26 protein-coding genes are annotated in these 26,269 nt (G+C 69.1%); 14 read left to right on the plus strand and 12 right to left on the minus strand.

All coding sequences use genetic code 11. The annotated features are described in order from the left end of the window. Positions 1-11: 11 nt before the first annotated feature. The 6 genes from IQ458_RS05410 to IQ458_RS05435 all read left to right on the plus strand — a co-directional run bounded on the left by IQ458_RS05410 (position 12) and on the right by IQ458_RS05435 (position 4,355). Positions 12-632 (plus strand): glutathione S-transferase family protein, encoded by a 621-nt coding sequence (locus IQ458_RS05410; RefSeq protein ID WP_203322147.1) that lies wholly within the window; start codon positions 12-14, stop codon positions 630-632. Positions 633-730: 98 nt separating this feature from the next. Next, positions 731-1,243 (plus strand): hypothetical protein, encoded by a 513-nt coding sequence (locus IQ458_RS05415; protein WP_225562512.1) that lies wholly within the window; start codon positions 731-733, stop codon positions 1,241-1,243. Between the two features lie 76 nt (positions 1,244-1,319). Further along, on the plus strand, positions 1,320-1,712 hold the full coding sequence (locus tag IQ458_RS05420) for a SpoIIAA family protein (protein WP_183638495.1): 393 nt from the start codon (positions 1,320-1,322) through the stop codon (positions 1,710-1,712). Between the two features lie 265 nt (positions 1,713-1,977). Beyond that, positions 1,978-2,805, plus strand: a complete 828-nt coding sequence (locus IQ458_RS05425) for an AraC family transcriptional regulator (RefSeq protein ID WP_203322148.1) — start codon at positions 1,978-1,980, stop codon at positions 2,803-2,805. 76 nt (positions 2,806-2,881) lie between these two features. After that, positions 2,882-3,856, plus strand: coding sequence for a DMT family transporter (locus tag IQ458_RS05430; RefSeq protein WP_183638490.1), 975 nt, complete (start codon positions 2,882-2,884; stop codon positions 3,854-3,856). Between the two features lie 43 nt (positions 3,857-3,899). Continuing rightward, on the plus strand, positions 3,900-4,355 hold the full coding sequence (locus IQ458_RS05435; protein WP_203322149.1) for a nuclear transport factor 2 family protein: 456 nt from the start codon (positions 3,900-3,902) through the stop codon (positions 4,353-4,355). Positions 4,356-4,722: 367 nt separating this feature from the next. Here the strand turns inward: IQ458_RS05435 and IQ458_RS05440 are convergent, their stop codons facing one another. Together IQ458_RS05440 and IQ458_RS05445 are read right to left on the minus strand one after the other, a co-directional pair. Next, complete coding sequence (locus tag IQ458_RS05440; protein WP_183638487.1) at positions 4,723-5,358, minus strand: cation efflux transmembrane domain-containing protein; 636 nt, start codon at positions 5,356-5,358, stop codon at positions 4,723-4,725. 74 nt (positions 5,359-5,432) lie between these two features. Beyond that, on the minus strand, positions 5,433-8,102 hold the full coding sequence (locus IQ458_RS05445; protein ID WP_328805087.1) for a bifunctional diguanylate cyclase/phosphodiesterase: 2,670 nt from the start codon (positions 8,100-8,102) through the stop codon (positions 5,433-5,435). Between the two features lie 498 nt (positions 8,103-8,600). Here IQ458_RS05445 and IQ458_RS05450 point away from each other — a divergent pair, with 498 nt between their 5' ends. The 4 genes from IQ458_RS05450 to IQ458_RS19850 all read left to right on the plus strand — a co-directional run bounded on the left by IQ458_RS05450 (position 8,601) and on the right by IQ458_RS19850 (position 11,554). Next, positions 8,601-8,894: a MoaD/ThiS family protein gene (locus tag IQ458_RS05450; protein WP_183638484.1), complete on the plus strand. Its 294-nt coding sequence runs from the start codon at positions 8,601-8,603 to the stop codon at positions 8,892-8,894. A 1-nt stretch (position 8,895) separates the two neighbouring features. Next, a complete protein-coding gene (locus tag IQ458_RS05455; RefSeq protein ID WP_203322150.1) occupies positions 8,896-9,996 on the plus strand; it encodes a WD40/YVTN/BNR-like repeat-containing protein in 1,101 nt (366 codons plus the stop codon). Between the two features lie 248 nt (positions 9,997-10,244). Then, complete coding sequence (locus IQ458_RS05460) at positions 10,245-11,294, plus strand: COG3904 family protein (protein WP_203322151.1); 1,050 nt, start codon at positions 10,245-10,247, stop codon at positions 11,292-11,294. A gap of 62 nt (positions 11,295-11,356) precedes the next feature. Next, positions 11,357-11,554: a DUF6500 family protein gene (locus IQ458_RS19850; RefSeq protein ID WP_203322152.1), complete on the plus strand. Its 198-nt coding sequence runs from the start codon at positions 11,357-11,359 to the stop codon at positions 11,552-11,554. 42 nt (positions 11,555-11,596) lie between these two features. Here the strand turns inward: IQ458_RS19850 and IQ458_RS05470 are convergent, their stop codons facing one another. From IQ458_RS05470 to IQ458_RS05480, 3 genes are read right to left on the minus strand one after another with little or no spacing between them, the layout of a single operon-like run. Continuing rightward, positions 11,597-11,815 carry an RNA-binding S4 domain-containing protein gene (locus IQ458_RS05470; RefSeq protein WP_183638476.1) on the minus strand — a complete coding sequence of 73 codons (219 nt, stop codon included), beginning with the start codon at positions 11,813-11,815 and terminating at the stop codon, positions 11,597-11,599. A gap of 37 nt (positions 11,816-11,852) precedes the next feature. Beyond that, positions 11,853-12,515, minus strand: coding sequence for a serine/threonine protein kinase (locus tag IQ458_RS05475; RefSeq protein ID WP_183638473.1), 663 nt, complete (start codon positions 12,513-12,515; stop codon positions 11,853-11,855). Positions 12,516-12,521: 6 nt separating this feature from the next. Then, on the minus strand, positions 12,522-13,016 hold the full coding sequence (locus IQ458_RS05480; RefSeq protein WP_225562528.1) for an RNA polymerase sigma factor: 495 nt from the start codon (positions 13,014-13,016) through the stop codon (positions 12,522-12,524). Positions 13,017-13,259: 243 nt separating this feature from the next. Between IQ458_RS05480 and IQ458_RS05485 the strand changes: the two genes are divergently transcribed. Further along, complete coding sequence (locus tag IQ458_RS05485; RefSeq protein ID WP_203322153.1) at positions 13,260-15,179, plus strand: DEAD/DEAH box helicase; 1,920 nt, start codon at positions 13,260-13,262, stop codon at positions 15,177-15,179. Between the two features lie 59 nt (positions 15,180-15,238). On the opposite strand, the gene IQ458_RS05490 is transcribed toward IQ458_RS05485, so the two are convergent. Further along, positions 15,239-15,628, minus strand: coding sequence for a hypothetical protein (locus IQ458_RS05490; RefSeq protein ID WP_183638466.1), 390 nt, complete (start codon positions 15,626-15,628; stop codon positions 15,239-15,241). A gap of 193 nt (positions 15,629-15,821) precedes the next feature. Between IQ458_RS05490 and ku the strand changes: the two genes are divergently transcribed. Further along, on the plus strand, positions 15,822-16,736 hold the full coding sequence (gene ku / locus IQ458_RS05495) for a non-homologous end joining protein Ku (RefSeq protein WP_203322154.1): 915 nt from the start codon (positions 15,822-15,824) through the stop codon (positions 16,734-16,736). A gap of 40 nt (positions 16,737-16,776) precedes the next feature. On the opposite strand, the gene IQ458_RS05500 is transcribed toward ku, so the two are convergent. After that, positions 16,777-16,977 (minus strand): hypothetical protein, encoded by a 201-nt coding sequence (locus IQ458_RS05500; protein ID WP_183638462.1) that lies wholly within the window; start codon positions 16,975-16,977, stop codon positions 16,777-16,779. Between the two features lie 64 nt (positions 16,978-17,041). Here IQ458_RS05500 and ligD point away from each other — a divergent pair, with 64 nt between their 5' ends. Next, positions 17,042-19,636 (plus strand): DNA ligase D, encoded by a 2,595-nt coding sequence (gene ligD / locus IQ458_RS05505; RefSeq protein WP_203322155.1) that lies wholly within the window; start codon positions 17,042-17,044, stop codon positions 19,634-19,636. Positions 19,637-19,661: 25 nt separating this feature from the next. Here ligD and IQ458_RS05510 read toward each other — a convergent pair whose 3' ends face one another. From IQ458_RS05510 to IQ458_RS05530, 5 genes are all read right to left on the minus strand, one after another. Continuing rightward, a complete protein-coding gene (locus IQ458_RS05510) occupies positions 19,662-20,960 on the minus strand; it encodes an acetamidase/formamidase family protein (protein ID WP_203322156.1) in 1,299 nt (432 codons plus the stop codon). 283 nt (positions 20,961-21,243) lie between these two features. Next, positions 21,244-22,803, minus strand: coding sequence for a serine hydrolase domain-containing protein (locus tag IQ458_RS05515; protein WP_203322157.1), 1,560 nt, complete (start codon positions 22,801-22,803; stop codon positions 21,244-21,246). 118 nt (positions 22,804-22,921) lie between these two features. Continuing rightward, positions 22,922-23,686 carry a LytR/AlgR family response regulator transcription factor gene (locus IQ458_RS05520; protein ID WP_203322158.1) on the minus strand — a complete coding sequence of 255 codons (765 nt, stop codon included), beginning with the start codon at positions 23,684-23,686 and terminating at the stop codon, positions 22,922-22,924. Next, entirely contained in the window at positions 23,683-24,768 is a 1,086-nt protein-coding gene (locus tag IQ458_RS05525) for a sensor histidine kinase (protein ID WP_203322159.1), read from the minus strand. The genes IQ458_RS05520 and IQ458_RS05525 overlap by 4 nt, the downstream gene beginning before the upstream one ends. Positions 24,769-24,846: 78 nt before the next feature. Beyond that, on the minus strand, positions 24,847-25,425 hold the full coding sequence (locus IQ458_RS05530) for a Cif family virulence factor (protein WP_203322160.1): 579 nt from the start codon (positions 25,423-25,425) through the stop codon (positions 24,847-24,849). 238 nt (positions 25,426-25,663) lie between these two features. On the opposite strand from IQ458_RS05530, the gene IQ458_RS05535 reads away from it, so the two are divergent. Continuing rightward, on the plus strand, positions 25,664-26,071 hold the full coding sequence (locus IQ458_RS05535) for an MliC family protein (RefSeq protein WP_203322161.1): 408 nt from the start codon (positions 25,664-25,666) through the stop codon (positions 26,069-26,071). The last annotated feature ends 198 nt before the right edge of the window (positions 26,072-26,269 follow it).

Here is a 26,269-nt window from a genome sequence, read left to right on the forward strand (position 1 = left end):
GCGGGGTATCCATGCAACTGCTCTACCAGACCCATTCGCCCTATGCGCGCAAGGCGCTGGTGTTCGCCCACGAGGCCGGCCTGGCCGATCGGCTGGAGGTGATCCACCACGAGACCAGCCCGGTGCTGCGCAACGAGGCGGTGTTCCGGCAGAACCCGTTGGGCAAGGTGCCGGTACTGCTGCGCCCAGGACAGCCGGCGATCTTCGATTCGGACGTGATCTGCGCCTATCTCGACACCCTGCATACCGGCGCGCGGTTGATTCCCGCCGACGGCGAAGCGCGCTGGCATGCGCTGCGGGTGCAGGCGGTGGCGCAGGGATTGTGCGAGGCCGGCATCGCGGTGCGCTGGGAGACCGTGCGCCGTCCCGAACCGCTGCGCTACCCGCCGCTGCGCGACGGCTACATCGACAAGCTGCTGGCCAGCTACGACTGGCTGGAACAGGAACTGGACGTCGATGCGCCGCCGCATGTGGGACACATCGCGGTCGCCACCGCCCTGGACTGGCTGGCGTTCCGCGAACTGCCGCCGTTCCGGCCGGCACGGCCGCGTCTGGCGGCCTGGTTCGACGCCTTCGCGCAGCGTCCGTCGATGCGGGCCACGCCGCTATCCGGCGACACCCACGACGCCTGAGCCGGGTTGCTGTCATGTTCCTGTCATTTCATCGCAGCAGGATCTTCACGAAACCGTAAAGCGCGCCCATGCCGGACGCGCCGGGCAAGGGCAGACACATGAAGATCAAGGCTTGGCTGCTGGCGGGATTGGCGATGGCGTGGATGCCGGCGGCGTTCGCGCAACAGGAGCCAAAGGCCCCGCACGTCAACATCGAACAGCGGCTCACCGCCGAGCAGATGCGCGCCACCGGCCTGGACCAGCTCACCCCGGCGCAACTGGAACTGCTCAACCGCCTGCTCGGCGAACAGGTCGAGGCGCGCGCGCAGGAGCGCGCAGAGGTCATCGCCCGCACGCAGGCGCCGGAGCGCCGCCCACGCGATGAAAGTTCGCTGATTGGCCTCAACGACGAGCCCATCCACGCGCGCCTCAAGGGCACCGTGGCCGGTTGGGAGCCGGGGACCGTGTTCGAACTGGACAACGGCCAGCAGTGGAAGGTCCTGAAAGGCAAGATGAAGCTGTCGCGCCCGCTGGAATCGCCCGAGATCGTGGTGGTGCCCGGCGTGGCCGGACGCTGGTTCCTGCAGGTCGAGGAAGACACGCCCAAGGCACGGGTCTACCGGATCGATTGAGGCCCTTGCCGGCGTTGACGTTTTCGCGACGCGCCCGCGGTGAGCATGCGATGAAACCCATCGCAGGAGTCCGCGCATGATCGAAGGCATTCCCGCCCCGCCGCACGTGGCGGCCTTCCGCTTCAGCGGCCAGCTCACCGGCGAGGACTACGACCGGTGCATCGCCGAGATCGAGGCGCGCCTGCACGAGTACCGCCGCATCGGCATCTTCACCGATCTCGCCGGCATGACCGGCCTGAGCGCCGAGGCGATGGCCAAGGATCTGCGCTACGCGGTGCAGAAGTTGGGCGAGTATTCGCGCTTCGCGCGCGCGGCGGTGGTGACCGACAAGCAATGGCTGGGCCGGATTTCCGAGTTCGCCGGGCACCTGCTGCCGGCGACGGAAGTGCGCGCGTTCGAGCCCGCCGAAGCGGAGCAGGCGCTAGCGTGGGCCGCCGAGGTCACGCCCGAGGGCAACGATCCGCCCTGACCCCGGGGGCGCTCCGGAATATCGCGGGCGCTCAACCCAGCAGGGCGCCGAGGCTGGCGCTCACCGCCGCGCCGAGCAGCAGGAAACCCAGCATCGCGAGCCAATGCAGCGAGCGGATGTAGAAGGTTTTCATCGAATCTCCCTGCGCCGGTCCCGCCGGGGTCCGTCGCGGCCTTTCCGTGGCCCCTGTACGCGCATCAACGCCGCACGGGGGCGGCGGCGGCCAAAGGCGGCGAGGGTGGCCGACCGGTGGCATGATGAGCCGATGCAAGGCGTGCCGGAACAATTCGAATCCCCCCGTGACGCGGCCCAGTTCCTGCACCCGCCGCACCGGCCGGGCGTGGAACTGTACCGCGCGCATATCGTCCGGCACGCCTTCGATCCGCATACCCACGAGGCGTTCGGACTGGGCGCCATCGAATCCGGGGCGGAACGCTTCCGCTATGCCGGCGCGGATCACCTGGCATCGGCCGGTTCGCTGGTGCTGATGAACCCCGAGGCGTTGCACACCGGACGCGCGGAAACCGAGGATGGCTGGCGCTACCGGATGATCTATCTGGATCGCGCGGCGCTGGAGGAGATCACCGGCGAATCCGGCTGGTGGTTCGCCGATGCCGTGCGCCCGGATCCCACGCGCGCGTCGCGGGTCACCGCGCTGCTCGATGCGCTGTGGCACGCGCGCGCCGAGCCACTGGCCTTCGATGGTCTGCTGCTGCAACTGCTGGAGACCTTGCGGGACCATGCCCATGTCGGCCGGCCCGAGGGCGCGGAACGCACGCAGCGCTTCGGCGGCGTCATCGACTACCTGCACGCGCACCTGGACCAGCGGGTCAGCCTGGAGTCGCTCGCGGCCGTTGCCGGGCTCAGCCCGTTCCATTTCCTGCGCCGGTTCCGCGACCAGTATCACGTCACTCCGCAGCAGATGCTGATGGCCCTGCGCGTGCACGACGCCAAGCGGCGCCTGGGCGCGGGCGAGTCCCCGGCCGACGTGGCCGCGGCCACCGGCATGGCCGATCAGGCCCACCTGACCCGGGCGTTCGCGCGCCGCTACGGCGTCACCCCGGCGCGCTACCAGCGCCAGGTGCGCGGCTGAGCCGGCGCAATCTGGTGCAAGACGGGACCGGGAACGCCTTCTAGAGTCGGTGTTTTCCGGACGGACGAACACGACGATGTGGGTGGGAACGCTGTACGCGCTGGCGGCCGGGCTGATGTGGGGCCTGGTGTTCGTGGGGCCACTGCTGTTGCCGGAGTATCCCGCCGCATTGCAATCGGTGGGACGCTACCTGGCATTCGGCCTGATCGCGCTGCCGCTGGCCGCCTTCGATCGCGCCGAACTGCGCCGGCTGCGCGCGGCCGATTGGCGCGAGGCGCTCAAACTCGCGGCCATCGGCAACCTGCTGTACTACCTGTGCCTGGCCAGCGCCATCCAGCGCGCCGGCGCGCCGGTGCCGACCATGATCATCGGCACCCTGCCGGTGGTGATCGCGATCAGCGCCAACCTGCGCAACGGCCACCGTGACGGACGCCTGCCCTGGGGCCGGCTGGCGCCTTCGCTGGTGCTGATCGTGCTGGGCATCGCCTGCGTCAACCAGGTGGAACTGCAGGCACTGCGCGACGACCCGCAGGCCGATCCATGGCGATACGCCAGCGGCGCGCTGCTGGCGCTGATCGCGGTGGCCTGCTGGACCTGGTATCCGCTGCGCAACGCCGATTGGCTGCGCGCGCATCCGGATCGCAGTCCGCGCGCGTGGGCGACCGCGCAGGGCGTGGCGATTCTGCCGCTGGCGCTGCTGGGTTACGCGCTGCTGTGGGGCGTGATGAAGCTGCGTGGCGCGGACTTCCCGATGCCGCTGGGACCACGCCCGGAGTTCTTCATCGCCCTGATGGTGGCGATCGGCCTGTTCGCCTCGTGGCTGGGCACGCTGTGCTGGAACCAGGCCAGCCAGCGCCTGCCAACCGCGCTGGTCGGGCAGTTGATCGTGTTCGAGACCCTGGCGGCGCTGGCCTATGCGTTCATGCTGCGCGGGCAGATGCCACGCCCGCTGACCCTGATCGGCATCGGTCTGCTGATCGGCGGCGTGCTGTGGGCCGTGCGGGTGAAACCGGAACCGGTGCTGCGCGCCGAGGACGGCCACGGCCTGTAGCGACGCGTTACCATCGCCGGCAATCCCGGAGCGGGGCAGGGCGATGCGAAAGGCGATGTGGGGAAGGGCGACTGTGCTGTGGGCGCTGCTCGCGGCGTCTTCCTGGGCGCAGGCCGGCGAAGCCGAGGACCGGCGCGACATCCTGGCGGTGGAAACGATCCTGTGCCGTGCATTCGAGGGCGGCGACGCGAAAACCCTGGAGCGCCATCTGGATCCGGGCTTCACTCTGGTCGATTCGCGCGGCGTGGTCACCGGCCTGGCCGCCAACCTCGCCGAAGTGGCGAGCCGGGAACCGCGCTACCGGGTGTTCCGCAATCGGGACCAGCGGATCCGCCTGCATGGCGATGCGGCGATCGTCACTGGAGTGACCCACGTCGAGGGTGATTCGCAGGGACAGGCGTTCACCGCCGATTTCCGTTTCACGGATACCTGGATCCGGTATCCCGACGGTTGGAAGCTTGCCGCCAGTCACGCCAGCCGGTTGGCCGAGGCCCCTTAGCGGCGATTGCCTCCCGTAGCGCCGAGCTTGCTCGGCGGGGCGTGTCCGAAGCCGCCGGCCATGCAGGGCAGCGGAGCAAGCTCCGCTCTACGCGTGGGTTCAGGGCCGGACGTTGCCTGTCGCGCCGAGCTTGCTTGGCGGGGCGTGTCCGAAGTCGCCGGCCATGCAGGGGCAGCGGAGCAAGCTCCGCTCTACGCGTGGGGTTCAGGGTCGGTCCCTGTAGCGCCGAGCTTGCTCGGCGGGACGTGTCCGAAGCCGCCGGCCATGCAGGGCAGCGGAGCAAGCTCCGCTCTACGCGTGGGTTCAGGGGCGGACGTTGCCTGTCGCGCCGAGCTTGCTCGGCGGGACGTGCCCGAAGCCTGCAGGTTCAGGCATGCCTGGGCGCGGTCTCGCGCCAGGCCGCCCAGGCGCCGGACAGCACCCGCCAGGCCGAACGCAGGAACAGCAGCAACAGGGCTGCGCCGACCAGCAGATCCGGCCAGCCGGCGCCGAACAGCCACACGCCCGCGGCGGCGACCAGCACCGCCAGTCCTTCGTAAACATCGTTGCGCGAGCATTCCCAGGCCGAGGCCAGGTTGACGTCGCCGGAACGGTAGGGCGTCAGCAGGCGCAGGCAGATCAGGTTGGCGCCCAGGTTGAGCAGGCCGACCACGCCGATGGTCTCGAACAGCGGCACCGTCGGGTGCGCCAGCCGCCAGCCGATCTGCGCGGCCACCGCGACCGCGGCGGCGAGTATCAGCAGGCCCTTGAACAGCGCGACCTGCGCCTTGGCGCGCGCGCTGGCGCCCACCACCATCAGGCTCAGCGCGTAGGTGGCGGCGTCGCCCAGGTTATCCAGGCTGCCCGACAGCAGCGAGGTGGAGCGGCTGTACAGCGCCGCCGCGATCATCATCAGGAAGGTGGCGAGGTTGATCGCCAGCACGATCGACAGCACCCGCCGCTGGCGCGCTTCCAGCGCGGCGACGTCGATGGTCTTGCCGCAGCCACAGCAGGAGTCGGACATGTCGGACAGCTCGTGAAAAGACGCGTGAAGAGCGACGCGCCGATTCTAGCGCCACCGGAGCCGGAACGATGGAATCAGGCCGCCTGCCGGTGGCGCTGGAACAGCACCCGCTCGGGCCGGTGCAGCGCCATGCCCTGGCCGAAATCCACGCCCAGTCCGGTCAGGGTGGCGATCATTCCGGCATTGCCGACCCATTCGGCGACCACGCTCAGCCCACGCTGGTGGCCGATCTGGGCGATGGCGCTGACGATGGTGCGGCTCATTGCGTCGGTTTCCAGATCGCGGATGAAACTGCCGTCGATCTTGATCACGTCCACCGGCAGGTTCTTGAGGTAGCCGAAGGAGGACATGCCGGCACCGAAGTCGTCCAGCGCGATCCGGCAGCCCGCCTTGCGCAGCCGCTCGATCACCTGCACCACCTTCAGCAGGTTGCGCACCGCCACGGTCTCGGTGATCTCGAAGCACAGCCGCGACGGCGGCACCCGGTGCTCGGCGATCAGCGCCAGGATGAAGTCCGCCAGGTCCTCGTCCTCGATGCTGGCGCCGGACAGGTTGATCGCGCACTGCTGCAAGGGGCGACCATCGGCATGCAACTGGCCGAAGTGGGTCAGCGCGGCGCGGATCACCCAGCGATCCACCATCGGCATCAGGCCGTAGCGCTCGGCTGCCGGCAGGAACGCGCCCGGCAGGACGATGCGGCCGTCCTCATCGCGCAGGCGCAGCAGCAGTTCCACCCGCGCGCCGTCCTCGCGGCGGCCGTCCAGCGGCACGATTTCCTGGTAGTCCAGCAACAGGCGCTGTTCCTCCATCGCCCAGCGCAGGCGGTTGGCCCACTCCATCTCGCCGTAGCGGCGGGTGGCCTCGTCGTCGTCGCTGTAGACGTGGATGCGGTTGCGGCCGTTTTCCTTGGCCACGTAGCAGGCGGTGTCGGCCCAGGACAGCAGATCCTTCAAGGTGGGATTGTCCTGGTCCACCACCACCACGCCGATGCTGGCACTGACCGTGTAGGTGCGTTCCTGCCAGACGAACATCTGCGATTCGATGCCGGTGCGCAGCCGCTCGGCCAGGGTGCGCGCGCTGGCCGTGTCGACGTCGAACGCGAGCAGGCCGAACTCGTCGCCACCCAGCCGCGCCAGCAGATCATCGCCGCGCAATTGCATCCGCATCGCCAGCGCCAGTTGCGCCAGCAGCTGATCGCCGGCGGTATGGCCGGACACGTCGTTGATCAGTTTGAATTGATCCAGGTCGATGTACAGCAGCGCACAGGAGCGGCCGCCGCGACGGCGATCGGCCAGGGCCTGTTCGATCCGCCGTTCGAACTCGCGCCGGTTGCACAGTTCGGTCAGCGCATCGTGGGTGGCCTGGTAGCTGAGCCGTTCGGTCAGTTCGCGCTGCTCGGAGATGTCGGTGGCGACCACCAGCAGGCGGGGCTCGTCCTCCATCTCGACCCGGGCGATGGACGCATTGGCCCAGAATTCACCGCCCAGGCCGATCAGCAGCGCCTCCACGTTGCCCCAGTAGTCGCCGGTGCGGGCCGGCTGGCGCACGCGTTCGCGGAAGGCCGGATCGGCGAACAGCGCGGTGAGCGGCACGCCGGCCGAGACGACATCGCCCAGCCGCTGCCGCGCGGCCTGGTTGGCATACAGGATGCGACCGTCGCCGTCGGACAGCAGGACCAGCGCCGGCAGCAGTTCGTTGAGCGCGCGGAACTGCGCCTCGCTCTGGCGATAGAGCGCGCTCATCTCGTGACCGAGCGTGATCGCGCGCTGGCGGGTGGTGGCCAGCGACCACAGCAACGCCGCCAGCAGCAGGCTGATCACCGGACCGGCGGTGAGGATGACCCGCAGGCGTTCGCTGTCCAGCACGGCCGGGCGCGGCCACATGCGCAATTCCCAGCGACGCCCGCCGAATTCCAGCAGTTGCCGGTACAGCCGGGCGTCCTGCTCGGCGCGGGTGCCGGATTCGTAGAACGGCCCGATGTCGGTGGCGTCCAGATCGCGGACGCTGACCCGGAAGGTGTCCAGCACCGGGCCCTGCAACGCGTCATTGACCAGCGGATCCAGCCGCAGGCTGACCGCGAGCGCACCTATCTCGCGCGCGCGCCGCGCGGTCACGTCGAGCGGTTCCGGACCGTCGGAATAGACCGGCAGGCGCACGGTCACGCCGAGCCGCTGGTGACTGCCGGGCACCGTCTGGCGCAGCACGAACGGGGCGGACAGCACCACGCTGTTGCTGTCGCGCGCGCGTTCCAGCGCCAGCAGGTTCTCGCGCTGGCTGGCGATGTTCAGGCCCAGCAGCACCTCGTTGCCGCGGAGCGGGGTGATGAACTGGTAGCGATAAGCCGATGGCCCGCCGGCGACACCGTCGATCCGGGTCGCGAACGCGGTGGCCACCCGCGCCGGACCGATGCGCTGGCGCTGCAGGTTTTCGGTGACCTGGGTGAAACGGATCTGGTCCATCCGGTCGTTGGCCAGGAACACGGTCTGCATCGCGCGCAGTTCCGAGGCCACGGTCTGCAGCGGCGCACGCAACTGTCGCGTGGCCACCTGGGCCAGGCCGCGACGTTGTGCATCGGTGCGCTCGTTCAGGTCGCGCCATTCGCTCAGCGCCAGCCAGAACGTGAAGGCCAGCCCGGCCAGCAGCACGGCCAACGCCCAACGCCACGCGCCGGTGCGCGGCCGTGCATGCTCCGCGTGCGAATGCACCGCCGTCGCCGACGACGGATGGGGTGACGTATCGATCACGGAATCCACCTGTCCATCGGAAGGGCGCGCACTCCCGCGCACCGATCCGTGCGCGCACGCGCGGACGCAGTGTGGAACGGAGGAATGTGGCTGTCGACCCCGGACCGCCGGATTCCCCGATGGCAGGCCGATTGGCTGGGCCCCATGGGGTCTCCTCAACGGGCACGTCTGGTGTCCGGTATCGACCCGCGCGACCGCTTCTTGAGCGGATCGCGGGCTGGCGGATGGGGTTGCCGGGTCCATTGAAGCGAGAAGCGGGGAAAGCGGTCGCGGGTGCTGCTGCGGTGCGGCGAAACTGAATTCCGCGCCTGGCATTCGCGTCGTCAGCTACGGGGAAAATCGCAAACCGCGCGGTCCGCGCGGGCGCCACGGGCGAAGCCGGCCGCGACAATCCGCGTCGCTGCAAGCGGACCCGACGCCTCCTCGCGGCGTTGCGCCATGCGGCGCCGCGGGCGGGGCGCTATCCTCCGTGGCTGTCTGGGTGGCAAGGACCCCGTGATGGCCAGGGTGGTGCTGGCGCCGGCGCTGACGCGCTGGCTGCCGCAAGCCGAAGCACGTTCCGGCGGCGAGCTGTGCATGCAGCTGGCCGGCGCCAGCGTGGGTGAACTGCTGCAGGCCGTGTTCGACCTGCATCCCACGCTGCGTGGCTACGTGCTCGACGAGCACGGCGCGGTGCGCCACCACGTCGCGGTATTCGTCGATGGCCAGTGCCTGCGCGACAAGCGCGATCTCGGCCAGGCCGTCGGCGACGATGCCGAACTCTACGTGATGCAGGCGCTGTCGGGAGGCTGACATGTCGGATCGATTGCTGGTGTCTTCACGCAAGGGATTGTTCGTGCTCGCGCGCGACAACGGCGGCTGGCGAATCGCCGATACCGCCTTCCTCGGCGACAACGTGGCGCTGGCGCTGGCCGACCCGCGCGACGGCAGCTGGTACGCCGCGCTGGATCTCGGCCACTTCGGCGCCAAGCTGCATCGTTCCACCGACCAGGGCCGGCAATGGGAAGAGGTGGGCGTACCGGCCTATGGCGAAGGCGACCAGGTGGTGCCTGGCGACGGCAAGCCGGCGCAACCGGCGGCGCTGCGCCTGATCTGGTCACTGGAAGCGGGCGGGCCGGACGAACCGGGCCGGCTGTGGGCGGGCACCATTCCCGGCGGCCTGTTCCGCTCCGACGATCACGGACGCAACTGGCAACTCGTGCGTGGCCTGTGGGATCGCCCCGAACGCGGCCAGTGGTTCGGCGGCGGATACGATCATCCGGGCATCCATTCCATCTGCGTGGATCCGCGCGATCCGCGCCGCCTGCGGGTGGCGATCTCCAGCGGTGGCGTGTGGCGCAGCGACGACGGTGGCGACAACTGGAGCCAGACCGCGCAGGGCATGATCGCGCGCTACATGCCGGAAGGGCAGCAGGGCGATCCCAACATCCAGGACGTGCACCGGCTGGTGCAGGCGCGCGCCACGCCGGAGGTGTTCTGGGCCCAGCACCACAATGGCGTGTTCCGCAGCACCGCCGACGGCGGCGACTGGTACGAGATCACCGACGTGCCGCCCTCGGTGTTCGGCTTCGCGGTGGCGGTGCATCCGCGCGACGCGGATACCGCGTGGTTCGTGCCGGCGGTGAAGGACGAGAAGCGCTATCCGGTGGATGCGCGACTGGTGGTCGCCCGCACCCGCGACGGCGGGCGCAGCTTCCAGACCCTGCGCACCGGACTGCCGGCGGAGCAGTCCTACGATCTGGTCTACCGGCACGGCCTGGCCGTCGACGCCAGTGGTGATCGGCTGGCGTTCGGTTCCACCACCGGCGGTTTCTGGACCAGCGATGATCAGGGCGAGCATTGGCAGGCGCTGCCGGCCCGGCTGCCACCGGTCCACGCGGTGACCTTCGCCTGAGATCGCGGCCACCCACCGTCTGCCGGGAGCGAGCGGCATGTCGATCGAGATGCCGATGCGCTGCGCGTTCCCTGCCTGCGTCGCGTGACGTGGGCGGTTGGCCTTTGGGGTCTGCCGCAGATGTCGCGGGACTCGCGAGCTGAACCGGTCGAGGCCGCATTCACCACCGATTCGGCCCCCGGCGCACTCCGGGCCCTAGACTAGCGGCTCTTTCCCACGTCCCGCCGCCTTCCGTGCCCATGCGTCCCGTGTCCCTGTTGTCCTGGTGTGTGCTGTGCGCCGTCCTGCTGGCCGGATGCCGGGCCGAGCCCCCTGCGCCGCCGGCACCGGAGAAGCCGCGTACCGAGACCACCGCCAGCAGCGAGGACAACGGCGCCATCAGCGCCGGCCCGGTCAAGCCGGCGCCGCGCAAGATCGATCTGGCACGCACCACCGACTGGCCGGAGGCGCCGCTGACCGCCGGGGTCACCTGGGTCAGCTGCGAACTCGACTACGCGGAGCACGGTGACGGCGTGGCGCTGGACAAGCTCGACTTCCAGAGCCTGCTCGATGCGGTCAAGCCATGCCAGGCCGCCGGGGTGATGCGGGTGCGCTACACGGGAAAGATCAACGCCGAATTCACCTCGCTGATGGAACGCATGTCCAACGTCGCCAACCGGCTGGCGATCGAGAAGCGCGTGCTGGACATCGATTCCAGCGGTGGCCGGGTCGAGGACGGCATTCGCGCCGGCGACATCATCGGCGCCTCGCACTGGACGCTGTGGGTACGCGACGGCGCGATCTGCCACAGCTCCTGCCTGCTTATCCTCGCCGCCGGCGACAACCGGGTGATTGCCGGCAAGGTCGGCATCCATCGGATGATGCGGATAAATTCCGGTGCCAACTCGCGCGCCGAGCTGGCCGAGGAACTGCGCCAGGTCTACGGCCAGTTGAAGGATTACCTGGAGCGCAACGGCGCGGCGGTGACGGTGGCGGATCTGATGATGACCGTGCCCAACCGCAAGCTGCGCCTGCTGACCGCCACCGAGCTGGAAGAATATGGCTTGCAGGGCACCAACGCGGCGCAGGACGATCTGGATCGCATCCAGCTGACCCGCAAGTGCGGCGAGGAATTCGTGCGCCGCAAGGACGACTTCATGCTGGCCTTCGATCGCCAGTGCGGGCAGACCGAGACCGCGCTGGAAGACATCAATACCTGCGGTCTGGAGCTGCGCAAGAGCTTCGGTTTCCCCGACGGCACCTGCCCGATGGAAAGCCCGATGGCCGAATTCGACCGCGACGCTTCCGGCGTGCTGTAGGGGCGCGGTGTTCAGGACAGGGAAACGGCGTGAGGATTGAGCTTCGGCGGAAAATCATCGAAGTGTGCGATCGGAAGATCGCGCAGAAGGGGCCGGAGGTGGGTCTGTCGTTCTACGCTTTCTTCGCCAATCGCAACGATGATCCCGAGCGGCTCATGGAAGCCGCGGAGTGGTGGATACGCACGCATCGGCTGGATCACTTCGAGAAAGCGGTGAAGATCCGGGCGATGGTCGCGGCGATGGATTCGCCAAGGGACTGAGCAGCAGGCCGGGGCGGTCGTTTGGCTCGCCGCGTCATCCGGTCAGCTCGCGCGGACGTGGATCTCGATGTCGTCGAGCGCAACGACCTGCCCATCCCGGATCTTGCAGGTCTTGCGCAGTTCGACCGCACCGTCCACCCGCACCGCGCCGGAAGCGACCAGCGCCTTGCCCGCGCCGCCGCTGTCGACCAAGCCGATCAGCTTGAGCAACTGGTTGAGTTCGACGTATTCGCCGTCGAGTTCGAAATCGAGCATCTGCATCGCGGCAGTTTAATCGCAATCCCGGCCGGCCCGCGCCTCACTCGCGTTCGAAGCGGGCCAGTTCGTCCAGCACGCGCTGGCTGCGCTGGATGCTGCTGCCGCCCAGGGCGTCCTCGAAGCAGGCATCCGAACCGGCGCGCCGGCGGCGCCAGCGATGGATCCAGGCGGAGGCGATCAGGCCGGGGATGCCGATCGCCAGGCACACCACCAGCATGCCGGGCGCGGCCGGGGTCAGGTTGCCGCCGACCACGGCGCCCAGGGCGATGACGAAGGGCAGCCACAGCAGCCACCAGGACAGGCCGGCGATCATGCCGTTGCAGATGTAGAAGCGCCGCAGCCGGGCCAGGTGGCGCTGGATGGTCAGCACCGGCGCGGAATAGTCGATCAGGCCGATCAGGCCGAGCGTCAGTCCGGCCATCGCGGTGGTCGCCACCCCGTAGGCGTGCACGAGGATGCCGGATACCAGCAGCACCGGCAGGTCGCGGTGCGGGGTCCAGCAGGCCACCCCCAGCACGATCATCGCCACGCCGAACACGATCTGGATGAGCTGTCCCCAGAACAGCGGACGCAGGCTGCTGCGCGCCTTTTCCAGCCGCCCTTCGCGGAACAGGTGCAGGCTGAGTTGATCCTGCCGGGTCATGCGGCGCTCCAGCGCCTGCCAGGCGGCCTTCAGTTCATCGGTTTCCATGAGCGTGTCCATGTGGGGTCAGAGTTCGTTGCGGATGCGTTGCTTGAGCCGGCTGATCTTGGTGGCGACATTGGTTTCGCTGATACCCAGGATCTCGCTGATGTCGCGATAGCCGCGGTCCTCCAGGTACAGCAGCAGGAGCGCGCGATCGAGTGGGGCCTGCGCGTGGATGAAGCGATGCAGGGCGCGCACCTGCTGCTCGGCCTGCGGATCTGCCGCGTGCGGATCGGCGATGTCGTGCAACTGATCGTCCAGCGGCACCGCGTGGCGGTGGCGTCGGCTGTTGTCGCGCACGAACGAGATCGCGACATTCAACGCGATCCGGTACATCCAGGTGGAGAACGGACGCGCCGGATCGAAACGTGGATAGGCCTGCCAGAGCTGGCTGGCGATTTCCTGCGCCAGCTCGGCGCGGTCGTCGGGATTGCGGCAATAGGTGCCGGCCACCTTGAAGACGATGCCCCGGTGTCGTTCCAGCTGTTCCGCGAACCCCTGCCGCGCGTGTTCCGCCATGTCTGCCACGTGTTCCATTTCCCGCCCGTGCCGATTGTGCGTGTCGGAAGGGTGATTCGCGGCGGTGGGGAAAAAATCACGGAGTGCCGCCTGAGGGGGCTAAATCGGACAGAATCCCCGCCAAATCAAGGATTTGCCTGAACGGCGAGGCGGGGCGACCCGCAGGCCGACAGGACAGGAGGGGGCCTGAAAGCGCACAATACGCTGCTTGCGTGCGCACTCCGCGACGCCCCGGAGTCCTCCATGTCCCCCGAATCCTCCCCGTCTTCGCTCGTTTTCGCCGATCTCGGCCTGTCCGCGCCGGTCATGGCCGCGGTCACCGAAGTGGGCTACGAAACCCCATCCCCCATCCAGGCCGCCACCATCCCGGCGGTGCTGGCCGGCCGCGACGTGCTGGGCCAGGCCCAGACCGGCACTGGCAAGACCGCGGCCTTCGCGCTGCCGCTGCTGTCCTCCATCAACCTGGCGGCCGACAAGCCGCAGGCGCTGGTGCTGGCGCCGACCCGCGAACTGGCGATCCAGGTCGCCGAGGCGTTCCAGCGCTACGCGGCGAAGATGCCCGGTTTCCACGTCCTGCCGATCTACGGCGGCCAGAGCTACTACCCGCAGCTGCAGGCGCTCAAGCGCGGCGTGCATGTGGTGGTGGGCACCCCCGGGCGGGTGATCGATCACCTGGAGCGCGGCTCGCTGGATCTGTCCGGCCTGACCACGCTGGTGCTGGACGAAGCCGATGAAATGCTGCGCATGGGCTTCATCGATGACGTCGAGACGGTACTGAAGAAGACCCCGGAATCGCGCCAGGTCGCGCTGTTCTCGGCGACCATGCCGCCGGCGATCCGGCGCATCGCCCAGACCTACCTGAAGGATCCGGTCGAGGTCACCATCGCGGCCAAGACCACCACCTCGGCCAACATCCGCCAGCGCTACTGGTTCGTCAGCGGCCTGCACAAGCTCGATGCGCTGACCCGAATCCTGGAAGCCGAGCCGTTCGACGGCATGATCATCTTCGCCCGCACCAAGGCGGCGACCGAGGAACTGGCAGGCAAGTTGCAGGCGCGCGGCCTGGCCGCCGCCGCCATCAACGGCGACATGCAGCAGGCGCAGCGCGAGAAGACCATCCAGCAGTTGAAGGATGGCAAGCTGGACGTGCTGGTGGCCACCGACGTGGCCGCGCGCGGCCTGGACGTGGAGCGCATCAGCCACGTGCTGAACTACGACATTCCGTACGACACCGAAAGCTACGTGCACCGCATCGGCCGCACCGGCCGCGCGGGCCGCAGTGGCGATGCGATCCTGTTCGTCACCCCGCGCGAGAAGGGCATGCTGCGCGCCATCGAGCGCGCCACCCGCCAGCCGATCCAGGAAATGCAGTTGCCCAGCGTCGAGGCGGTCAACGATCGCCGGGTGCAGAAGTTCCTCAGCCGCATCACCGACACCCTGGCCGCCGGCGACACCGGCGAGTTCCGCAGCCTGGTCGAAGCCTACGAGCAGGAGCACAACGTGCCGGCGGTGGACATCGCCGCCGCCCTGGCGCGACTGCTGCAGGGCGACACGCCGCTGTTGCTGCCGCCGGAACAGCGGCGCGACGCGCGTGCGCGCGGCGAACGTCCCGTGCGCGAGGAACGACCGGTGCGCGAACCGCGTCCGGAACGCGCCGAACGCAGCGAGCGGCCGGCCCGTCGCGAGCACCACGAACACACGCACGAGCGCGCGCATGACGAGGCGGCCGCGCCGCGCATCGAGCGCCCGCGCTTCGACAAGCCGCCGCGCGCCGAACCCGAGGTCGGCATGGAGACCTTCCGCATCGAGGTGGGTCACATGCACGGCGTCAAGCCGGCGAACATCGTCGGCGCGATCGCCAACGAGGCGGGCCTGGAAGCGCGCTACATCGGCCGTATCGACATCCACGACGACCATTCGGTGCTGGACCTGCCCGAAGGCATGCCGTCCGAGATCCTGTCGCACCTGAAGAAGGTGTGGGTGTCCGGCCAGCAGTTGCGCATCCATCGCGTGGGCGAGGACAGCGGCCACGCGCCGCCGCGCCGCCAGCAGCGTCCGGAAGGACGCCCGCCGGGCAAGCTGGGCGGCGGTTTCGCCAAGAAGGCGCGCGACGGTGCGCCGAAGCCGCACCGCAAGGGAAAGCCGGCGCCGCGCCGCGACTGAGCGTCGCGGCGGACGGCGCGGGTGTTCATCAACGCACGGCTGGTCAATCGTAAGGCGGGTCAGCCGTAGGGCTGGCGCAGCGGAAGCGGGCGCATGCCGGCCGTGCGCGCCTGTCCGTCATCGCCAAGCGGGGCGCCCATGCGCTGCCAGACTTCGCGCAGCAGGTTTTCCATGTGGTGCCAGTCCAGCCGCTCGAAGTGATCGAAGCGTTCCTCGTAGCGTTGTTCCAGCGTATGCAGCAATCCCTCCAGCGGCACCTGGTGGTATTGCAGGTAGCTGTCGTACGCGAACATCAGGCTGGGTTCGTAGCGGCTGAACGAGGTCCCCGGCTGGTAGAACCCGGATGAGGGAATCCCTTCGCGCCATTCTTCCAGTTCGGCCTTCACGTCCACCACCTCGCACTTGCCGGGGACGGCCTGCCGCGGGGGATACCGATGGATGCTGCCCATGCATGTCCTCCTTTCTGACGGGAGCGCCCATCATGGCCGTCGCGCTCGTCACGAATGTAAACAACGCATGGAGAAAGCATTAAGTCTTGACGTCCGTCGCGCTTCTGCGGCGCTCCAGGGAGGGCTTTCGTTCACCTGCCCATCATCGCGCAGGCACTAACAAGGAAAGCGACAATCGCCGCGAGGACGCGCCATGGCACGCCCCATCTGGACAGGCACGCTTTCCTTCGGCCTGTTGAACGTACCGGTCTCGCTGATGTCCGGCGAGCGCAAGGTCGATCTGCACTTCCGCATGCTGGACTCGCGCGACCGCAAGCCGATCCGGTTCGAGCGGGTCAACGCCGAGACCGGCGAGGAAGTGCCGTGGAAGGACATCGTCAAGGCCTACGAGTACGACAAGGGCAACTATGTGGTGGTGGAAGAGGAGGACATCCGCGCCGCCGCGCCGGAGAGCCACGAGACGGTGGAGGTGGAGGCCTTCATCGAGCGCGACGCGATTGATCCGCGCTACTTCGAGAAGCCCTACGTGCTGGTGCCCGGCAAGAAGGCCGAGAAGGGCTACGTGCTGCTGCGCCGCACGCTGGAATCGACCGGCCGGATCGGCGTGGCCCGGGTCGTCATCCGCACCCGCGAATACCTGTCCGCGGTGATGCCGCTGGGCGACGCGCTGGTGCTGATGCTGCTGCGCTATCCACAGGAACTGGTGGATCCGGAGGACTACAAGCTGCCCTCCGGGAGTGCCTCGTCCTACCGCATTTCGGCCAAGGAAGAGGAAATGGCTCGGCAACTGGTGGAATCGATGGCCGGCGACTGGTCACCCGACGCCTACCATGACGAATTCCGCGCACGCCTGCAGGCGATCATCCGCAAGCGGATCAAGTCCAAGGGCGCGACCGCGCGCGTCGAGGAGCCGGAGCGCGAGGAAGAGGCCACCACCAACGTGGTGGACTTCATGGCGTTGCTGCAGAAAAGCCTGGCGGAAAAGAAACGCACCCCGGCGAAGAAATCGGCGGCGAAGAAGGCTCCCGCGCGCAAGCGCGCACGCAAGACGGCGACCAAGGCCGCCGGCAAGCGCGCGACTAAGAAGGCGGCCACGCGCAAGCGTTGATCGTCCCGGATGCGCGGCACGCCGGGGCGCCGCGCGGCGGTCAGCCGCGTTCGTCTTCCACCGATGCCTGCAACGCGGCGGCCAGGCCGGCGTCGCCGGACACCAGTTCGGTCCAGCGCAGTTCGACGCCGCGCCGGCGGCCCTTTTCGGTCAGCTTCAATCCGACCGGATCGATCACCAGGGTGTAGGCGACATCGTTGAGGAGCAACTCACGGCGCAGGGGCTTGTCCAGTGGAGTCATCTTCATACATCCCGTTGACGGAATCCCGACCATAGTGGACCCCGTGTGATGATCAGGTTCACCGATGAGTCTGGTGGAGTACCAGCGCAAGCGGCACTTCGGGCGCACCCGCGAGCCGGCCCCGGGGCGTACCGGACGCGCGGCGCGGCCGATTTTCGTGGTCCAGTTGCACCATGCCAGCCATCGCCACTACGACTTCCGCCTGCAGGTCGGCGACGCGCTCAAGAGCTGGGCGGTGCCGAAGGGTCCGAGCCTGGATCCGCAGGTCAAGCGGCTGGCGGCAGAGGTGGAGGATCATCCGATTGCCTATGCGGACTTCCAGGGTGAGATTCCGGAAGGCGAATATGGTGCCGGCCACGTCGCCTTGTTCGATCGCGGGCTATGGGCCACCCGCGGCGATCCCGAGGCGCAGCTGGCGAAGGGTCACCTGCGCTTCGAACTGTTCGGCGACAAGCTCAAGGGCGGTTGGCACCTGGTGCGCACCGGACGCGCCTCGGCCAGGCCGCAGTGGCTGCTGTTCAAGGACGAGGACGACTACGCGGCACCCGGCGAGGCCGACGACATGCTGGACGACGTGGCGGCACCGACCGCGGGCACGCGCCGGGGGCGGGTGGTGAAGCCAGGCGTGAAAGCGCGCAAGACGGCGTCGCGCAAGACCGCCACCGGAACACGCGCGCGTGTTTCCCCGCGCACCATCGAACAGCGGCGCAAGCGCGCGCTGGCGCTTGCCGGCGCGCGCCGCGCGCGCCTGGTGGACGGACCGTTCAAACCCCAGTTGGCGATGCTGGGCAGCGCGCCGCCGATGGGCGATGACTGGCTGCACGAGGCCAAGTGGGATGGCTATCGCCTGTTGACGGTCATTCGCGCGGGACAGGTGCGGATCTGGTCGCGCAATGCGCTGGAGTGGACCGCGAAGGTGCCCGAGATCGTCGATGCGCTGGCGCAGCTGGGATTGCAGGAAGCCGCGCTGGACGGCGAACTGATCGCCGGCGCCGGTACCCAGGCCGACTTCAGCGTGCTGCAGGCCACGCTCTCCGGCGAGAAGAACGCACCGCTGTCGTACGTGCTGTTCGATCTGCTTCATCTGGAGGGCGTGGACACCCGCAGCGTCGCGCAGGTCGATCGCAAGCACCTGCTCGAAACCGTGCTGAAAAAGGCCAGGCCGCCCATCGCCTACAGCCCGCATGTGCAGGGACACGGCGATCTGGCGTTCGCCGCGGCGGCCGAACGCCACCTGGAAGGCATCATCTCCAAGCGTGCGGACGCTCCGTATCGGGCCGGGCGTGGCGACGACTGGCGCAAGAGCAAGCGCCAGGAGAGCGATGAATTCGCGGTGGCGGGCATGACCCCGCCGAAGGGCAGCCGCGCCGGCTTCGGCTCGCTGCTGCTGGCCCGGCCCGACGGCCGCGGCGGTTGGCGCTTCGCCGGACGGGTGGGTACCGGCTTCAGCCAGGCCACCCTGGCCGAACTCGGGGAAAGGCTGGGCCGGCGCGCGCGCGCCACGCCCACCGTCGACATCCCCGAAGGGCTGGACACCGATCTGCGCGGCGCGCGCTGGTTCCCGCCGGAAGTGGTGGTGGAAGTGTTCTATCGCGGTGTCGGCAACCAGGGATTGCTGCGGCAGCCATCGCTGAAGGGGCTGCGGCCGGACAAGACCGCGGCGGATCTGCGCTCATCGGACCGGAAGGCGGACATGGCGGACATGGCGGACAAGGCGAACGGCAAGACGGCGGGTGGGAAGACCGGCACGACGGGCAAGCGGGGTACCCGGCGCGCATCGGCCGCGGACGACGGCATCGAACTGACCCATCCGGGCCGGGTGGTCTATCCGGACACCGGCAAGACCAAGCAGGACGTGGCCGATTACTACGACACGGTGATGGCATGGCTGTTGCCGGAAATCAGCGGACGGCCGCTGTCGATCATCCGCTGTCCGCAGGGGGCGACGCGGCCGTGCTTCTTCCAGAAGCATCTGGCCGCCGGCATGCAGTACGTGGACAGCGTGCCGGTCGAGGAGGAGAGCGGACAGACCGAGGATTACCTGGTGGCGCGTGACGCGCGGGCGGTGCGCGAACTGGTCCAGTTCAACGCGCTGGAGTTCCATCCGTGGGGCGCGCACGCGGACGATCCGGATCGCGCGGATCGGGTGGTGTTCGATCTCGATCCCGGCGCCGACGTATCGTGGGCTGAAATCGTGGCCGCCGCGCGACAGATGCGCGGCCTGCTGGAGGAAGCGGGCCTGCAGTCGTTCGTACGCACGTCCGGCGGCAAGGGGCTGCACGTGGTGGTGCCGCTGAGACCGGCCTGCGGCTGGGATCAGGTCAAGCCGTTCGCGCACGCCTTCGCCGAATCGATGGCGCGGATGGAGCCGCTGAAGTACGTCGCCACTTCCAGCAAGCGGTTGCGCAAGGGGCGCATCTTCATCGACTACCTGCGCAACGGGCGCGGGGCCACCAGCGTGGCGTCGTTTTCGTTGCGCGCGCGCCCGGGCGCGCCGGTGGCGATGCCGTTGCGCTGGGAAGAACTGGGACGGGTGAGGGGCGGCAACGCCTTCGATATCGATTCGGCGCCGGCGCGGTTGCGCCGGCTCAAGCAGCACCCCTGGGCCGGCATCGAACGGATTCGCCAGAACCTGGCGGGACTGACGCGCGGCGATTGAACGCGGCGACCGTGCCGCGATTTTTTCACTCGCCCCTGGGCGACGCGCGCAGCGTGGCCAGGCTGGCCTTGTCCAGCATCGCCGCCACGCCCGCGTTGCGGCCGGCCAGGGTGATGATCCGGTATTCGACCGCCGCCCCCAGCAACTGGCTCGCCTCGGACAGGCCGAGCCGGTAATCCTGCTGCAACCACTGGATCAGGCCCTGGGTGGCGGCGCGCACCGCTTCGTCCAGCGAACCCGCCTGGCCGATCGCCATCAGCCGGGTGGCCGATTCGACCCGTGGCGTGGCCAGCGCCCGCTTCTTGATGACGGCCACGCTGAATTCCACGTCCATCGAGGTTTCCAGGCCGTACTGCGATGTCTCGCCGTCGCCCTGCGCGGCGTGGGCATCGCCCAGGTAGAGCAGCGCGCCGGGTTGCGCGACCGGCAGGTAGACGGTCGTGCCCTCGACGATCTGGTTGAAGTCCATGTTGCCGCCGAAGCGGCCGCTGTCGCCGGCCGACATGGGTGGAAAACCGAAACCGGGCGCCACCGCGATACCGCCGAGCATCGGCCGCAATGGAATCGACAGCCCTTCCAGGCCACCACCTGCCGGTGGGTGGGCGAAACCGCGCTCGCGATCCAGCCGCCAGCGTACCGGCTTGCCTAGCCCGTTCGCCTGCGCCGCCAGCGCCAGTCCCTGCGCGCGTCCCACCAATGCGTCGAGGCTGTCGGCGTGATCGCGGTTGGGACGCAGGCGGTGCAGGGTGACGGCGAGGACGTCGCCGGGTTCGGCGCCATCGACATAGAAGGGACCCACCTGCGGATTGCCGAACAGCGCGCGGGTGACGCCGTGTTCGTCCACGCCGCCGGAATCGAGCGTGCGCGTGCGCACCGTATCGCCGGGCCAGAGCAGCAACACCGGCGCACGATGCGCGCTGAATTCGTTGGCATAGTCCGTGGGTACGAAATCGAGGATGCGCGCGGTCGCGGGCCGCGCTGGCAGGCGGGTCGCGGTGAAGGCATGTTCGGCGCGGCGCCCGGGCTGGTTGGGATCGGGGAAGTCCGCCGTTCCCGCCAGCCTGTCGCCGGTCTGCATGCCGCTCAGGTGGTAGCGCCGGTCGCCGGCGATGGCGGTCAGCCGCAACCGGTTGTCCTGGAGACTGCCGGTCAGCGGGTCGCCGTCCAGCGAGCCGTCCAGCCGGGCGCCCACGCGGGTCAGTTCCAGCGTTTGATAGACCGGATTGCCCCACAGATCGATCACCACCCGCCAGCGTTCGGGTTCGGTGGCGCTGGCGGGAAACCAGCACAGGCAGCAGCACAGCAGGACGAGGCGGGCGAACATGCGCGGGCTCCGAGGGAATCTTCCGGAGGAGATGCGGCGAGGGGGCGGGATCGTTGCGGGTCGGTTTGGATTCCTGTTGCAGGGGGACGCCTGCCGTGCGTGGCACCTGGAGAAAATCCCCCTCAGTCCCCCTTTTTCAAAGGGGGAGGCACAGCCGGAATGCGAGTGCTTCCGCCAACGTGGAGTCCGGAGGAGTGAGCCCCCTTTAAAAAGGGGGCGGGCACCTGCGAAGCAGGTGACGGGGGATTGGCTCCTGGCGCGAAGCAAGGCGATCGGCCGCGACTCAACGCGACGGCACACGCCGGTAGTAGGCCCGCCCTTCGCCCAGCGACAAGGTCAGTCCGCGGACCTCGCCTCCGGCGTCACGATGGAAGGTATAACCGGTGGAGAACACGGTGGGCGCGATGAAGCGATTGGAGGCGAGTGGCTGCAGCGCGCCTGTTTCGTCTGGCAGGACCACCGACAGCACCTGCCCGTCAAAGCGGATGTCAAGCGTGGCGGCGCCGTTGTCGAACGCGTCGGCCAGCGGTCCGCGCAGATCCTCCGGCACCCGGGTGTCGCGAACGTAGTGCCCGGCGTAGTCGGCGACGCGCGCGCTGGCCGCATCCAGGTCAATCGTGCGCAACAGTGGATTGACGCCGTGGCCGAATGCATCGGACAGCGCGTTGCGGATTTCGCCGCGCAGCGCCCAGCCGTTCTCGCCGTTGGTGAGGATGACCAGGCCATCGCCGGTTTCCAGGTAACCCTCGATCCAGGCGTGATAGCTGTCGTTGGAACCGCCGTGGTGGAACACGCGCTGTTCGCCGACGCCTTCCAGGCGTGGCCCCAGACCGAAGTTGCCCGGTGCCACCTCGGTCATCATCTGGATCGCCAGCGGATGGGGCAGGTAGCCGTCGCGGCCCTGGTAGCTGCGGATCAGCGCGCCGACGAAAGCACCCAGATCGTGGGCGCTGGTCCACAGGCCCGCTGGCGCCTCCTGCGGGAAGGTCTGCCATCCGCGCGGCAGCGCGACCGGGTGGCCTTCCGCATCGTGGGCGGAGGCGACATTGCCACGTGCGGCGTCCGCCGGATCCCGGAAGGTGCTGCGTGCCATGCCGAGTGGCGTGAACACTTCTGCACGCCCGCTGGTTTCCAGCGGCGCGCCGCTGACGTCCTCGATCATCCGCTGTTGGATGAGCGTGCCGCCGCCAGAATAGTCGACCAGCCGGCCGGGCCGGTGCTGCAGGCGGATCGCCGGCGTGCGCGCGGGCGGCAATCCTTCCAGTGTCTGCAGCAGGGTGGGCGTGGCCTCGCCGGGCAGGTAGTCGGGGAAGCCGTGCACGTTGAGTCCGGCGGTGTGCGACATCAGCATGCGCAGATTGACCGGAGCCGGTGGTACCTCCCGCCAGGCGGGTAGTCGCCAGCCACGCAGTACCTGGTTGATGTCGGTGTCCAGATCCATCCTGCCCTTCGCGACCAGACGCAGCGACACTGCGGCGGTCACCACCTTGCTGATGGAGCCGACATTGAAGAGCGTGTCGGCATCCACCGGCGTGTTCCCGTCGGCGCGCAGCACACCATAGCCCGCGGCGGCCACCAGCCGTCCATCGCGGATCACCGCGACCGCCACGCCGGGCACGCGGTGGTGCGCCATGCGTTCGCGCAACGACCAGCGCGGTTCGGGCGTGCCGGCTGGGAGCAGGTTGGGCCGCAGTCCGTGCTCCAGCGCGGCGAGGGAAGATGCATTCCCCGCTTGCTGCGCGAGCACGGGCAGGGCGGCTGCCGCCAGCCACAGGCCGGCGAGCACGGCATGGAAACGAGAGGCGATGGCGGGGCGTGGAAAAAACGCGGAAGTCCGGTGCATGCGCGGGTCTGCGAGTGGTGGAAGTCCGGACTCTAGGGCGCGTGGCCGCTGCCGGGTGCACCGCTGCGGCCGACCGTGCGGCCGATGCGCCCGTCCGTGCGGGAGCCGCCGGGGAAGCTCAGGCTGGAGGCTGGAGATGCGCCAGCAGGGCGTCGATGTAGGTGCGGCTGGCACGCAGCGGGGTACCGTCGCGCAGGCGCAGCAGGGCGTCGCGATTGGGTAGCGCCTGCAGTTCGCTCACGCAGTCGACGCGCACGATGGCCGAACGGTGCACGCGCAGGAATCGCAGCGGATCCAGCCGCGTGGCCAGCCGTTGCAGGGACTCGCGCAGCAGGTGGCGCTGGCCGCGCGCGTGCAGCACGGCGTAATCGCCGTCGGCCTGGATCCATTCCACTTCGTCGACCTCGACGAAGGTCAGGCGCCGGCCGACCCGCACCGAAAAGCGGCGTGCCGGCGGCGGTGTGTGGTCGGCATCCGGCGCGGCTTCTTCCGCGCCGGTCGTGTCGGCGCCCGACATGCGCCAGTGATGCAGCTGGCGCGCGCGCGCGAGTGCTTCGGCAAAACGTTCGTCGTCGATCGGCTTGAGCAGGTAGTCGATGGCCCTGAGTTCGAATGCGCGCAGGGCGAAGCGATCATGCGCGGTCAGCAGGATGCTCAGCGGCTGGCGGCCGGCGGGCAGCGCCGCCAGCATCGACAGGCCGTCCAGGGTGGGCATCTGCACGTCGACGAACACCACGTCCACCGGCTCCCGGCCCAGTCCTTCCAGCGCCTGCCGGCCATCGGCGTACTCGCCGGCCAGCACGATGTCCGGATGCGCGGCGAGCCGCGCGATCACCCCGCGCCGCGCCAGCGGTTCGTCGTCGACCACGGCCACCCGCATCATGCGGCGGCCTGCGCCTGCGGCGCGGTGATGGCCACGCGGAATGGCAAATCGAGGCTGACCCGGTAGCCGTGGCCGTCGGGCCGCGGGCCGGCGTGGAAATGGTGATCGTCGGGATACAGCCGCGCCAGCCGCTCGGCGACGTTGCGCAATCCGACCGCGGCATCGCGTGGCGCGGTCGGCGCGATGGCGGCGTCCATGTCGTTGTCCAGTTGCAGCAGCAGGCGCTCGGCGTGGCGGCTGATCCGGATGTCGAGACGTCCCGGCGTCGCGCGTGGCGCGATGCCGTGCCGGATCGCGTTCTCGACCAGCGGTTGCAGCAGCAGGTACGGCATGGCCGCGTGCAGCAGTTCGGCGTCGATGCGCCAGGCCAGCTGGAGGCGTTCGCCGAGGCGCGCCTTCTCGATGTCCAGATAGGCATCGGTCAAGGCGATTTCCTCGGCCACGCTGACTTCGTGCTGGCCGCCGCCTTCCAGGCTGGCACGCAGGAACCCGGCCAGCTGGCTGATCATGCGGCGCGCGTCGTGGCCGCGTTCCTCGGCGACCAGGGTGGAGATGGCGTTGAGGGTGTTGAACAGGAAGTGCGGATGCAACTGGTAGCGCAACGCGCGCAGTTCCGCGTCGCGCGCCAGCAGATGCGCCTGCTCGCGCTGCTGCTTCTCGTGCTTGAGCTCCACGTAGTAGGCGATGACGGCGTGCATCGCGCAGAACGCGATCAGCGCCAGCCAGCAGCTCTCCAGCCCGTTGAACAGGCCCGCGAAACGAAATTCGTCCGCGCGCGACCAGCCGGCGGACAAGGCCATCAGATCGCCGAGCAGGTTGTTGAACACCGACATCGCGTAGGTCGCCAGCAACAGGATGCCGGCGGTCAGGGCGATCGGCAGGCGCCGTCGCCACAGTCCGCGTTGCAGCGCCGCCAGCGGCGGCAGCCAGGCCAGGAACGCCAGCAGGTACAGCGTCCGATAGGCGGTGGCGTGGCCGTGGCCCAGCGCCGGCAGCGCCATCACCACCAGGCACAGGCCGATTGGCAGGCCGGCCAGCAAGGGCAGCCAGAAAGGCGGTTCGGCGGAAGGGCGGATGGTCATGGGCTCGGCGACTGCCATGGCGAAAGGGGGGCGGAGGCGGGCGGCGCCATGATGCCATCGCCGCCCCCTGCGCCGGCATCAGCCGGCGGTCGCCGGCTTCGGCGGCAGGTTCATCGACCAGATCACCGACACGATCCGCCAGCCCTGTTCGGTGCGCACCAGATGCCACGCCTCCACGCCGCTGTTGGTTTCGCGGCCACCCTCGTGGAAGGAGTAGTCGAACACCACCGAGGCGACATCGGCATCGCCGTCGATGCGCAGGTTGCGGAACTTCTCCTCGGTCGACCGGGGTTCGGTGACGATGCCGTCGATGAAGGACACCGGATTGTGCTGCGGGTCTGGCTTGACCTTCTGCGTCTCCGGCCGCTTGCCGCGCAGGCGCCGCAGGCTTTCGTCGCCGATCGCGCTTTCCCACGCCACGGTTCCGGGCAGGAACAGGGCCAGGAAACCCGGCTTGTCCTTGGCGATGATGGCGGTGCGGAAGCGTTCGACCACTTGCTCGATCGCGGCCCTGTCGGCGGCGGACATCGGTGCGGACATGGAGGAGGATCCGGCGGTGGAAGCCGACGCCGGGGCCGCCTGCGCGCCGGCGGCAAAAGGCGTGGCCAAGACGGCCAGCGACAGCAGGCAGGCCAGGCGGGTGCGTTGCGGGATCATGGGTGGTTCCATGCAAGGGAGGGAAGCGCCATTACACGGGCAGGCGCACGGGAACGTCAGGGCCTGGCGGGCGGTATGCGGCCAACGGGTAGGCCGTTGCGCCGAACGGTGAGGCGGACACGTCCGCGTGCGGGCCGGCGCGTGGTCCGGCCGTTGCATGCACCCGCTCGCCCGCCTTCACTCCGCGCGAACGCGGCGCGCATACGCTCCTGCGTCGGGCATCCTCCAGGAGGTCGCGATGCATACGGGCATCATGCCGCCGCTCCTGCTCGCCATCGCCTTGGCGCTTGCCGGTTGCGGGCAGGACCGGGAGGCGCGGCAGGCGGTGCATGCGGAAGCGCCGGCAACACCCGTGCCGCCGGTGACGACGCGGGCGCAGCCGCCGGCCGACACGGACGCCACCACCACCTACCTGTACCAATGCGGGGACTGGCAGGTCACCGCCAACTTCGACGGCGAGGAAAGGGTCGATATCTCGTTCAATGGACGCGTGCTGGAACTGCCGCGCCGGCCGTCGGGCGCGGGCGCGCGCTACGCCGACGGGGCCGGCAACCTGTTCTGGGTGGTCAGCGAAGGCGAGGCCCTGCTGAGCCTGCAGGGGCAGGCGGACCGTCGCTGCACCCGGCCGCCGCCGGCGTTCCGATGAGCGGCACCCACGATGGGCGGCGCGATGCTCCCCGGCGGTGGCGGCACGGTTAAAGTCCTGGCTCCGGACGCCGATGTCATGGCGACCGTACCGCCGTCGCCAGGGGACGGCGCCGGCGGATCCCGGGTCCGTGGCGCAGGCGAGGTGGCATGGCCGGGGGCGAGCTTGCGTGTCGTGATCGTGGCACGTAAGGTCGGG

This window comes from Pseudoxanthomonas beigongshangi, assembly GCF_016820515.1.
Taxonomy (GTDB): Bacteria; Pseudomonadota; Gammaproteobacteria; order Xanthomonadales; family Xanthomonadaceae; genus Pseudoxanthomonas_A; species Pseudoxanthomonas_A beigongshangi.

Excerpts from the sequence above, each read along its gene's own strand:
- IQ458_RS05410 (WP_203322147.1), top strand. The coding sequence starts at position 12 with ATGCAACTGCTCTACCAGACCCATTCGCCCTATGCGCGCAAGGCGCTG.
- IQ458_RS05415 (WP_225562512.1), top strand. The coding sequence starts at position 731 with ATGAAGATCAAGGCTTGGCTGCTGGCGGGATTGGCGATGGCGTGGATG.
- IQ458_RS05420 (WP_183638495.1), top strand. The coding sequence starts at position 1,320 with ATGATCGAAGGCATTCCCGCCCCGCCGCACGTGGCGGCCTTCCGCTTC.
- IQ458_RS05425 (WP_203322148.1), top strand. The coding sequence starts at position 1,978 with ATGCAAGGCGTGCCGGAACAATTCGAATCCCCCCGTGACGCGGCCCAG.
- IQ458_RS05430 (WP_183638490.1), top strand. The coding sequence starts at position 2,882 with ATGTGGGTGGGAACGCTGTACGCGCTGGCGGCCGGGCTGATGTGGGGC.
- IQ458_RS05435 (WP_203322149.1), top strand. The coding sequence starts at position 3,900 with ATGCGAAAGGCGATGTGGGGAAGGGCGACTGTGCTGTGGGCGCTGCTC.
- IQ458_RS05440 (WP_183638487.1), bottom strand. The coding sequence starts at position 5,358 with ATGTCCGACTCCTGCTGTGGCTGCGGCAAGACCATCGACGTCGCCGCG.
- IQ458_RS05450 (WP_183638484.1), top strand. The coding sequence starts at position 8,601 with ATGGCCAGGGTGGTGCTGGCGCCGGCGCTGACGCGCTGGCTGCCGCAA.
- IQ458_RS05455 (WP_203322150.1), top strand. The coding sequence starts at position 8,896 with ATGTCGGATCGATTGCTGGTGTCTTCACGCAAGGGATTGTTCGTGCTC.
- IQ458_RS05470 (WP_183638476.1), bottom strand. The coding sequence starts at position 11,815 with ATGCAGATGCTCGATTTCGAACTCGACGGCGAATACGTCGAACTCAAC.
- IQ458_RS05475 (WP_183638473.1), bottom strand. The coding sequence starts at position 12,515 with ATGGACACGCTCATGGAAACCGATGAACTGAAGGCCGCCTGGCAGGCG.
- IQ458_RS05480 (WP_225562528.1), bottom strand. The coding sequence starts at position 13,016 with ATGGCGGAACACGCGCGGCAGGGGTTCGCGGAACAGCTGGAACGACAC.
- IQ458_RS05485 (WP_203322153.1), top strand. The coding sequence starts at position 13,260 with ATGTCCCCCGAATCCTCCCCGTCTTCGCTCGTTTTCGCCGATCTCGGC.
- IQ458_RS05490 (WP_183638466.1), bottom strand. The coding sequence starts at position 15,628 with ATGGGCAGCATCCATCGGTATCCCCCGCGGCAGGCCGTCCCCGGCAAG.
- ku (WP_203322154.1), top strand. The coding sequence starts at position 15,822 with ATGGCACGCCCCATCTGGACAGGCACGCTTTCCTTCGGCCTGTTGAAC.
- IQ458_RS05500 (WP_183638462.1), bottom strand. The coding sequence starts at position 16,977 with ATGACTCCACTGGACAAGCCCCTGCGCCGTGAGTTGCTCCTCAACGAT.
- ligD (WP_203322155.1), top strand. The coding sequence starts at position 17,042 with ATGAGTCTGGTGGAGTACCAGCGCAAGCGGCACTTCGGGCGCACCCGC.
- IQ458_RS05510 (WP_203322156.1), bottom strand. The coding sequence starts at position 20,960 with ATGTTCGCCCGCCTCGTCCTGCTGTGCTGCTGCCTGTGCTGGTTTCCC.
- IQ458_RS05515 (WP_203322157.1), bottom strand. The coding sequence starts at position 22,803 with ATGCACCGGACTTCCGCGTTTTTTCCACGCCCCGCCATCGCCTCTCGT.
- IQ458_RS05520 (WP_203322158.1), bottom strand. The coding sequence starts at position 23,686 with ATGATGCGGGTGGCCGTGGTCGACGACGAACCGCTGGCGCGGCGCGGG.
- IQ458_RS05525 (WP_203322159.1), bottom strand. The coding sequence starts at position 24,768 with ATGACCATCCGCCCTTCCGCCGAACCGCCTTTCTGGCTGCCCTTGCTG.
- IQ458_RS05530 (WP_203322160.1), bottom strand. The coding sequence starts at position 25,425 with ATGATCCCGCAACGCACCCGCCTGGCCTGCCTGCTGTCGCTGGCCGTC.
- IQ458_RS05535 (WP_203322161.1), top strand. The coding sequence starts at position 25,664 with ATGCATACGGGCATCATGCCGCCGCTCCTGCTCGCCATCGCCTTGGCG.